The sequence below is a fragment of the Acidobacteriota bacterium genome, from assembly GCA_003225175.1.
In the GTDB taxonomy this organism is placed as follows: Bacteria; Acidobacteriota; Terriglobia; order Terriglobales; family Acidobacteriaceae; genus Gp1-AA112.
In genome coordinates, this window is the sequence record QIBA01000103.1 from 1 (window position 1) to 6,150 (window position 6,150).

The following is a 6,150-nucleotide window of genomic DNA, read 5'->3' on the forward strand; positions in this document are numbered from 1 at the left end:
ACTTAATGTAGTAGGCGTATTGCTATTTTGAGTTAAATTCAACATGGCGATATGTATTTAAAATAGTAATAGAATATAAAATGTAGAGAAGTAACATAGAAGCAATAAAGAAACTATACAAAAAATGCAGCATTTTTATAAAGTAAACATATAAATTATTTAAAGTGTTATACAAATTATTTAAAGTAAACATATAAATTATTTAAAGTAAGCTTAAAGTAATCATGTAAATAATTTAAAGTATTTATATAATAAATTTGTAGTAAATGTGTAATAAATCTATGTAATCTTTGCATTAAACATATAGTAAATTAATGTATAATAAATAATCAATATGTATATATTATATGCTATTCTATTAAAGATTATGTAATCCAGTCCGAAGGTGCGAAAATCGTGTTCAATGGATCGTTCGCGAAGAACCAGATAAAGGCTTTCGTCTTTGATTTTGTAGGTAGATGTTGCTGTTTTAATGCTTGCCTTCCGGACAAAAAAAAAGAAAATAAATATAGTATAAGTAAGAAACGATAAAAGCAAAATAAAAAGACTTATTGTTATATTACCTATATTTAAATCGCTTTAAAAAAGAAGTCATTTTTAAAATAACGCTTATTTTCCAAATTATGATTGTCCTTGCATCTTGCATTACAATCGTGTACGAAATGCACCTTTCGAACTTTATCTACGACCGTTAACGGAAAAATCCTGCGATAAAGATTATCATGACGAAGGACAAAGATTGGACAATCCAATTTGTCATGATTCTTGAAGGTACTTTCAAACCAATCAACGTAGATAAACGAAAAGAAATATCCATCGTTGCTCTTGTGCTTGAAAATACCTTTGATAACTGCGTAGCTTTCACCATAATCGGCCACTTGAATCGTCACCACATCGTCTATATTCAAATGGCATTGAATTTCGTCGCTAATATAAGATGCGCTTTTATAAAAGTTACAAGGTTTGTTGATTAGTGATGCATGATATCCAAAACTTTCGTATGCAAGAGATAAGTCAGTTCGAAACGTTGTATCAATGACAATATTCGTGTTATGAACTGACACTGGCTTTCTTAGCATTATATTTCGAAATTGATTAGACTGTGAACAGACTATTAAAAAAATGTTAGCATGTAGTCACTTTTACTATTTAGAATAAATAAATGTATCAATTACCTTCCACTTCTTCATTATCCGTCGTTGAACTTTCCATAATAAACCAATCTTTGAACAAATGATTAAAATCTTGGGATATATTCATAAAATCAATGCTAGGTTGTAAGTTTCGAGGATCGATTCCACCATCTGCAAGATGCCGAATGGATTGCAGCGTCGTATAACGTTTTAATAAGTCAAATTTGATGTTTTTGCAATTGGTACGAGAAACCATATTTTTAAAGATACGATGGACCATCTCTTTTGTTCCGACTTCGGTATTCGCAAGAGTTCTGAAAGTTCTTGCATGTCGCAATAAATGAAAACTGGCGTGAAGGTTAGGAAGGCCAACAAAATCATCGAATAACTGCATTTAATATAATACAGTTAGCAAAATCAGGTTCAGAGAAACCTGCTACAAAATAGTATTAGTTTAGTTTCCGAATCACTTCTGTCACTTCCGGAGTTCCTGCTCCGGTCTGCCAATCCATTCCGAGCTCATTTAAAAGACATTTCGATTATGTCAATATAAATAATTCATATAACTAATGCATATATAGTCTTACCTCAATCAATGCTCTTCGTTCCATTTTCAAATACTTTTCAAGATCTACAAAGTCGTCATTTGTTAACGAAATCTTAAATGCTAAGCAAGAGCATTTGGCCACAATTGCCCAGCATTTAATAATTGCATTAATCACTTGATTGCGATTCAGGTTTGTTCCTTCTTGTAGTTTCACCAATTCTTGTGGTCTCAAACAATTAACGGATAAGGTTCTATTTAGTATAAACGGCATTACCATGCCTAATCGAATGCGGTCTGACATCATGAAACTATCGAGATGACTGATTGGGTTTGGGAGTTTCGACCATTGGGGGGGATATTCGAACGATTTCCACTCTCTAAGAAAATTTCGTTCGCCTTCTGGAGATAGCATAGCAATCGTCAATTTAAGAAGTTTTAACGTCTTGCCAGCTATTAGGTGGTAAATATCTTGCGGTGACTGCAGGTGACGTTCTCGTTGAAGCCGATCGAGTATTGGTAAAGTGGTACGCAGGCCATATTCTTTCAAAATGTCACTTCGTTACTTTAGGGTTTGAGCTGTGAATATATCTTTGAATTGTGTATTAGTAATGTGGTGGTAGCGGGAAATCTGTTAGATCATTCCCTTGAGGCAGGTCTGCGGTTACACATCCAAGACCAGCTACGATCCAACAATCTATTCCTTGCACATTCATTAATACGCCTTTTTCTAATAGTTTCATGTCCCTAATAAAAGGACGAATAAATTCTTCGAAATGACCGCCAAAAGGAACAAAGCCCAAGACGAAATGATTACGAAGATGTTGCCTCATATCGAATGACATGTTCCCTACTTGAATATAAACTCCACCTAACGAATGGTACACGTTTCAATAGGTACCGAAGTCGTCATAATAGATATCGATAAATATCTTTAAAACTCGGAGATTGCTATATTGTGGTGGTGGTGGTGAATTTAGAATAGAATATTCACATGGATGCATATAGTCTAGTGTTGCATCTCGTAATTTCCAATAACCATTGTTTTTGTATAAAATGTTTTTAATAAAAATGCCGTCAGTAATAATTGTTGAATCACGAACAATTGTAACATCAATCTTTTTAGTTATCTCATTAGTGTTTGCGATAATACTGCCCTCTTCCAAGTGTTGGTCTACCAACCACAATTGCGTTTCGCTTGAAATCGATCGAGCATTGCTATGAAAATTGTTCGGTAATTCATTATAAGTATATATCCGTTGTATTTTTATCCGAAGTTCGTCATTTACGGATACGATCGATCTTATTCGTCCAAATCTTCGATTGCTGTTTTCTTTATATATAACAAATTCGCTTGGACGATAAATTACTAAGTACAAATAAATATAGAATAAATTATATACATATATTCGTTAATTGCAGCAATAAACCAAATTACCTCCGTTGATATTTATTTTATCTTGGCCAAAGAACGGTGATTCGGCCCAGAGATCCCCATGCCAATATTCCCTTTTTTCCTCGGCTTCTATTCCTGGTCCGAAGTACAACTTGTCATATAGTGACGGATTATTTAATATGTTCTGAATAATATCATGAATTGATAGATAGTAACAAGGTTTTGTTCCTTTAGACGTAAACGGAGCCTTCTTTGGATCTATTTTGATAGAGCGCGTCCTTATAGGCATTAATGGCAATCAATTTCTCCATTGCCGGAACCTTCTTATATTCTTTACAACATCTTTTACATCAAACTCGGGATGTTGTAATATGCCTACTAAATCATTGTATGCGTTCGTTGCTATATATTGACGTAGATCATTATTTAAGTGTAGATCATTAAATGCATTCGTTTCGCTATATCGTTATAAATAAAATTGAACTTACATATATTGTGTTTCTGTATCCAACAAAATAACAATGTCGTAGTCGCATTTTCGAAGTAAGGTGCAAAACTTCCATTTATTTTCGACATATGGTCGCTACCTAATGATGAATCAACTATCGTATCTTCATGCTTTATTACAAATGGAAAATGCGTTTATTAAAATACGGCATCTAGGATGGTACTATACAGTAGAAGCGAACAAATGAATACATTTAAACATTACGTTATTACTATCATCAACAATACTATCATCATCCTCTCCAAAATCGTAATCTTCTTCCATTTCATCCTCATCCACATTGTCATCATCATCATCATAATAAACGTTTTCTTCGTTGTAGATATCGTTATCATCTTCTCCGTTATTGTCATCATCATCTTCGCTGCTATCATCATCACCATCATGTTCTTCGTTATTATCATCATCATATTCTTCGTTGTCACCTTCTCCGTTATTGTCGTTATTGTCGTTATCAACTTCACCGTCATCGACTTCTCTATCATTGTCATCATCATCTTCGCCGTTATTGTCGTCATCATCTTTTTCGTTATTGTCTTCTCCGTTATTGTCGTCATCATATTCTTCGTTGTCATCTTCGCCGTTATCGTCGTCGTCGACTTCTGTTTCATCTTGATTGTTAACATTTAGAAACAGTATAAGCATTAGAATGTAATATCGAAGATTCAGACTATAGAGCCTGTCCATATACCTAATACATTACTTACACGAGCCAATCTGTTTATACCTTTGAAGGATATTACGGCCAGAAAAGTTTGCACTTTCGCGCAAAGAGAATGGTTTAGTTAATGAAAGACGACTTCTACGCATTTTCCAAGTTTACAAAGAATGGCAAAGTTTATTATTTATTGTTATATATATAAAATTTATATACTACAAGTTTAAATAGTACTACAAAGAAAAATAAAGAAAGAAAGTTTATTTATTGCTAAATATCGTTATGTTTTATTTATTGTAAAATGTCGTTCAATTGTACAAAGTTTAAATATAAAGCTAAAGAAATAAAAATATACAAGTTTCTCTAAATATAGACTTTATCTATTTATCTATTTATCTATTAGTTTCGTTAGTAAAATTTAAAGAAATAAAAATAAACAAGTTTCGCTATATATAGACTTATCTATTTATCTATTAGTTTCGTTATATTTAAGTCTTATTTAGCATTGTTAACAATTTTAATCAATCAGTGTTACATTATTAACAATAAGGGCATTACTATATTTGGTATTATAAGAGTTTATTTTAAGGGACTAATACATATTAAGCTCATTTAACAATAACAAAGGCGAAGCCTTATAATCAGTTGAAGTGATATATGAAAAATCGGAAAAACGTTCTTGCATCATATATATATATAAATAGCTTTATTAGGCAGTGTTGTTCACGTTCTATTATTAACGATTTCAAAGTCTAAATATATACCGGTATAAAAGTCTATTTATTGATGTATTTATTAGATCTAAAAGCTTATCACTGTTTATAATAAAAGAGACTTTTTTAAATCGAACAATATAAAGGACAACCTTTCCCACTTTGCTTCTTTTTCACTTTATTTTTTTTCTTTATTATCACAAAACATTTTCATTGAAGTATTTAGTATTTATTCAAAATGGCAAGAACGCAAAAAACTCGAAAATCTACTGAAACTAGCAAAACTAACAAAAATGAAATCGCAAGTGAGTATTATAAATTAGAATTTCAATCGTTCTGTTGCGATTTTTATTGACTTTTATTGTAATAAGAAGCTTGTGGAAGTGGTGGTAGTGGTCGTGGAAGAGGTGGTAGTGGTCGCGGAAGAGGTGGTAGTGGTCGTGGAAGAGGTGGTAGTGGTCGTGGTCGTAGTCGTGGCTGTGGCAAAACAAATCAGCCTGCTGTAAGTACTACGATTAAAGCTAAAGCAGGTAACAAAAACTCTTTATCATTAGTCTTTAAAATTGAATTCGCTATATGTTCTGATCGGCATTTGACATTTATTTAACAGGTAGTCGAGGTAAGAAGAAAGAACCCGATACTCCGGAAACTCCTGATACTCCGAACCAAGAAAAAGAAGTTACAATTGGTAACGAATTGTTATTAAATTTAATATTTATTGATTTTTATTTATTTATTTAAAGCTTAACATTTATTCTATGTATATTGTAATTAGGTAATAGCAGCAAGTCAAGTCCTGGAGTCATTACTGTTCCTGATGATGATTCGGAACCAACGGTCGATGATACGCCTGATGATTTCACTTCGGAACTACCGGAAAGATTGCAATGCGGAAATGAACGTTTTAGATTGGATTACAGCTCAATTCTTGATAAGTCTAATAAGACTTATGGAGACAACTACGAAATAAAAACAGCAACATCTACAAGTAAACCAGCTAAAAAAACTAATGGTAAAAAACGATCCTTATCCACCAATTCAAATTCTACCAAAAATAAACATCAACGATATCAAGACAGTATCACTGGTCTACTTCAATTATCAGAGAGTGAAGATGATGAAGGTAATTATTGTATATTTTCTTTGTCTCTTTTGCTTACTAAATTTTGACTATTTATTATGTAAATTATGTAAATTA

3 protein-coding genes are annotated in these 6,150 nt (G+C 32.3%); 1 reads left to right on the plus strand and 2 read right to left on the minus strand.

The window, feature by feature from the left end; genetic code table 11:
- Nucleotides 1–569: 569 nt before the first annotated feature.
- Nucleotides 570–893: a hypothetical protein gene (locus DMG62_22340; GenBank protein PYY20715.1), complete on the minus strand. Its 324-nt coding sequence runs from the start codon at nt 891–893 to the stop codon at nt 570–572.
- Nucleotides 894–1,167: 274 nt separating this feature from the next.
- The gene (locus DMG62_22345) at nt 1,168–1,527 is read right to left on the minus strand and encodes a hypothetical protein (protein ID PYY20716.1); all 360 of its coding nucleotides are present in this window, start codon (nt 1,525–1,527) and stop codon (nt 1,168–1,170) included.
- 2,210 nt (nt 1,528–3,737) lie between these two features.
- Here DMG62_22345 and DMG62_22350 point away from each other — a divergent pair.
- Nucleotides 3,738–4,211 (plus strand): hypothetical protein, encoded by a 474-nt coding sequence (locus DMG62_22350; protein PYY20717.1) that lies wholly within the window; start codon nt 3,738–3,740, stop codon nt 4,209–4,211.
- Nucleotides 4,212–6,150 lie beyond the last annotated feature (1,939 nt).